At 64.8% G+C, this 4,268-nt stretch carries 4 protein-coding genes; 1 reads left to right on the forward strand and 3 read right to left on the reverse strand.

Annotation, left to right across the window (positions count from 1 at the left end):
- Positions 1-88: 88 nt before the first annotated feature.
- From QZ332_RS13240 to QZ332_RS13250, 3 genes are read right to left on the reverse strand one after another with little or no spacing between them, the layout of a single operon-like run.
- Positions 89-733, reverse strand: a complete 645-nt coding sequence (locus QZ332_RS13240; protein WP_295766287.1) for an ABC-2 transporter permease — start codon at positions 731-733, stop codon at positions 89-91.
- Positions 730-1,590: an ABC transporter ATP-binding protein gene (locus QZ332_RS13245; protein ID WP_295766289.1), complete on the reverse strand. Its 861-nt coding sequence runs from the start codon at positions 1,588-1,590 to the stop codon at positions 730-732. The genes QZ332_RS13240 and QZ332_RS13245 overlap by 4 nt, the downstream gene beginning before the upstream one ends.
- Before the next feature lies 1 nt (position 1,591).
- Positions 1,592-1,972: a GntR family transcriptional regulator gene (locus QZ332_RS13250; protein ID WP_295766293.1), complete on the reverse strand. Its 381-nt coding sequence runs from the start codon at positions 1,970-1,972 to the stop codon at positions 1,592-1,594.
- Between the two features lie 520 nt (positions 1,973-2,492).
- Here QZ332_RS13250 and leuA point away from each other — a divergent pair.
- A complete protein-coding gene (gene leuA, locus QZ332_RS13255; protein WP_295766291.1) occupies positions 2,493-4,178 on the forward strand; it encodes a 2-isopropylmalate synthase in 1,686 nt (561 codons plus the stop codon).
- The last annotated feature ends 90 nt before the right edge of the window (positions 4,179-4,268 follow it).

The following is a 4,268-nucleotide window of genomic DNA, read 5'->3' on the forward strand; positions in this document are numbered from 1 at the left end:
GAAAGTTCTGAAAACTTGCTCAGCCTGTCGAAAAGACGTTTTCGACAGGCTGAGGCGGAGGCTCACGCCTCCGCCCGGAAGATCCATACTATCGTCTGCGGCAGTACCCGGCGGCGCTGAGCGCCAGGGAGGCCAGGAACAGCCCCGCCAGGGCCAGCAGGCCGATCAGCAAAACGGGAGCGAAGTTTTCCGACAGGAAGGTCAAATCCGCCACCGCCCACCTGCCGTCCTCAAGATCCCTGAGGGAGAAAAACAGCAGGAACGCCAGGGGCATGCTGGTGTACTGGGCCACCCGGCTGCCGAACCAGTAGGAGAAGGGCAGGCCGAGCGCCGTCCAGATCAGCGGGATGGCCGCCGCCAGCAAGACCGACAGCTTCAGCACCTCCGGCAGGAAGGTCCGGTACACGGCGAAGGCCGCCAGGTCGCACACCACGGCCCCCGCGACGCCGGCCAGCACCGTCAGCAGGACCGCGGCATACTTCCCCGCCACCACCTCTCCCGCGCCCACCGGCAGCGTCCGCTGATAGTCCCCCCAGGCCGTCTCCTCCTCCTTCTCCAGGGCCCCCACGTGCATGACGCCCACCAACATATCCAGGGCGAAGGAGACCAGCATCCCCGCATGAACGCCGCCTTGGACCACGAACAGCACCAGGAGCCCTCCCAGCACCAGCAGGAGCCATTTGTCGATCCCCTTGAAAAACAGGCACAGGTCCTTGTAAACGATCCCCCTCATGACGCTTCTCCCTTGATGTAAAACAGCATGATGTCCTCCAGGGACGCGGCGTCCGCCACGGCCTTGGGGTGCTCCCTCCCGGCGGCGGCCCGGTCCCGGACCAGGTACTCCGCGCTGACCCCCGTCTCCCGGCGGGCGATGTAGTCCCCGGGCCCCACCTCCGTGCCCCTGGGACAGCGGAGGATGCCGTACCGGTCCAGGAGGACGTCCTTCTCCTCCTCGAACACGATCCTCCCCTGGTGGATGAGGACCACATAGTCCGCGATCTTCTGGATGTCCGAGGTGATGTGGGAGGAGAAGAACACGGACCGCTCCTCGTCCTGGATGAACTCCAGCAGCAGGTCCAGGATCTCGTCCCGGGCCACCGGGTCCAGCCCCGCCGTGGCCTCGTCCAGGATCAGCAGCTTGGGCTTGTGGGCCAGGGCGGCGGCGATGGCCAGCTTCATCCTCATGCCCTTGGAGAGGGCCTTGACCCGCTTGCGCTCCGGCAGGCCGAAGCGCTCCAGATACCCCCGGTACGCCTGGCCGTCCCAGGCGGGATAGACCCCGGAGAGGACCCGCTCCACGTCCCGGGGCGTGAAGACCTCCGGGAAGCTGCAGGTGTCGAACACCACGCCCACGCCGGCCTTCACCGCGGCGTCCGTATGGTCCCGGCCCAGGACCTCCACGGTCCCGCCGTCTTTCCGCTGTCCGTTCAAGATCAGGCGGATGGTGGTGCTCTTCCCCGCGCCGTTCTCGCCGATGAAGCCCACGATCCGTCCCCTGGGCACCCGGAAGGACACATGGTCCAGGGTGAAGCCCGGGAACTGCTTGCTCAGGTCCCGGACCAGGATGCTGTCCCCCATACTGTCGATCATACTATCGATCCCCTCCTTCGTAGAATAGGGCCAGGATGCCCGCCAGCCGCTCCAGCGGGATGCCGTTGGAGCGCCCGATGTCCGCGGCCTGGCGCAGCAGGTCCTCCGCCACCCGCAGCCGCTCCTCCCGGATGAACTCCTTGTTCTGGGCGGCGACGAAGCTGCCCTTGCCGGAGACGGTCTCGATGAAGCCGTCCCGGGTCAGATCCTCATAGGCCCGCTGGACCGTGATGACGCTGAGGTGCAGCTCCTTGGCCAGGGCCCGCATGGAGGGCAGCGCCTCTCCGGCAGCCAGGCTCCCGTCCATGATCTGGCCCTTGATCTGCCGGCAGATCTGCTCGTAGATGGGCCGGCCGCTGCTGTTGCTGATCAGGATGTCGATGTCCTCGCCTCCCTTCGTGCTTTTCGTATCTACCGTACCGGTTCGATAAGTACACTATATACGCTCAGCGGCCCTTTGTCAAGAGGGGATCTGAAAAAAGGGCGGTCCCCATCCCGTCCCGGAGCGCCGAAAAGGGATGGGACCTCCATCGCAAGATTTTCTCGGACAGCATCTTGACAAACACGGCCAGACCCGCTATGATGTCTATCATAACGAACGCGATGAAGGGGAGGAAGACAGGATGTCCCCACTCAGAGAGCCGGTGGCCGCTGCGAACCGGTGTGAGGACCCCTGTGTATGACTGGCCCCTGAGCGGTCCGCCTGAACCGGAGTAGGGCGGGACGGACGGCCCCGTTATCGGCCGGAGCCTTGTTGGAGGCTGTGAGGGCTGCCGGGCGACCGGCCGCTGGACCAGGGTGGTACCGCGTGTATGTCACACGCCCCTGACTCGAAGGAGTCGGGGGCGTTTCCGTTTCCCCTGACACATCCAACGCCATATTTCGTAAGGAGGACACCCCATATGAGACCCGGATCTGAAAAGTATATCCCCTTCCAGCCCCAGCCCATCCAGGGCCGCACCTGGCCGGACAAGGCCATCACCAAGGCCCCCGTCTGGTGCTCCGTGGACCTGCGGGACGGCAACCAGGCCCTCATCGACCCCATGAACCTGTCTGAGAAGCTGGAGTATTTCCATACCCTCGTGGACATCGGCGTGAAGGAGATCGAGATCGGCTTCCCCTCCGCCAGCGAGACGGAGTATGAGATCTGCCGGGAGCTCATCGAGGGCGGCCACATCCCCGACGACGTGACCATCCAGGTCCTGGTCCAGGCCCGGGAGCACCTGATCCGCAAGACCTTCGAGGCCATCGAGGGCGCGAAGAACGTCATCCTCCACTTCTACAACTCCACGTCCACCCTCCAGCGGAAGGTGGTCTTTCACATGGACTGCGACGGCATCACCAAGATCGCCACCGACGCGGCGGACCTCATCTATGAGATGTCCCAGCCCATGATCGAGGCCGGGATGCACCTCCGGTTCGAATACTCTCCCGAGTCCTTCATGGGCACGGAGATGGACTATGCCGTGGAGATCTGCCAGGCCGTCCTGGACCACCTCCACGCCACGCCGGAGGACAAGGTCATCCTGAACCTCCCCACCACCGTGGAGAACTGCATGCCCAACCAGTTCGCCGACATGCTGGAGTATTTCATCCGCAGGCTCCCCGGCCGGGACTGCTCCATCATCTCCCTCCACCCCCACAATGACCGGGGCTGCGGCGTGGCGACGACGGAGATGGGCCTGCTGGCGGGGGCGGAACGGGTGGAGGCCACCCTCTTCGGCAACGGCGAGCGGACCGGCAACGTGGACATGGTGACCCTGGCCATGAACATGTACACCCAGGGCGTGGACCCGGGGCTGGACTTCTCCAACATCAACAAGATCAAGGAGATGTACGAGCGCTGCACCAAGATGCCCGTGGGCGACCGCCAGCCCTACGCGGGCAAGCTGGTCTTCACCGCCTTCTCCGGAAGCCACCAGGACGCGATCAACAAGGGCGTCCAGTATATGAAGACCTCCGGGACGGAGCACTGGGAGATCCCCTACCTGCCCATCGACCCCGCCGACGTGGGCCGGGAGTACGAGCCCATCATCCGCATCAACTCCCAGTCCGGCAAGGGCGGCGCGGCCTATATCATGGAGCACGATTTCGGCTTCGACCTGCCCAAGTCCATGCAGCCGGAGTTCGGCCACATCGTCCAGGTGGAGACGGACAAGGTGGGCAAGGAGGTCGCCCCCGCGCGCATCAACGAGCTGTTCCATCAGGAGTATATCGAAGCCAAGCAGCCCTACCAGCTCCTCAGGCACGCCTTCAAGGAGACCGTGGACGCCGAGGGCCACTCCCACGTGGCCTTCGAGGGGACCCTGCGCCACACCGACACCGTGTTCGAGGTCGCCGGCGAGGGCAACGGCCCCATCGACGCCTTCTTCAACGCCATCCAGGGCGAGAAGATCGACCGCTTCACCTTCCTGGACTACGCGTCCCACGCCATCACGGACGGCTCCGATTCCCAAGGCGTGGCCTATATCCTCCTCCAGGACAAGCGCACCGGCAAACGGTACTGGGGCGTGGGCTTGTCCCACAACATCAACCTGTGCCCCCTCCGGGCGATCCTGGCCGCCATCAACCGGGCGAAACGCGCCTGAGGCCGGGCCGCTGACACCATAGGACCGCCCCGCCGCATGGATCATGCGGCGGGGCGGTCCGCCGCCTGTCGAAAAAGTCTTTTCGACAGG

Source organism: uncultured Oscillibacter sp. (assembly GCF_910584465.1).
In the GTDB taxonomy this organism is placed as follows: Bacteria; Bacillota; Clostridia; order Oscillospirales; family Oscillospiraceae; genus Oscillibacter.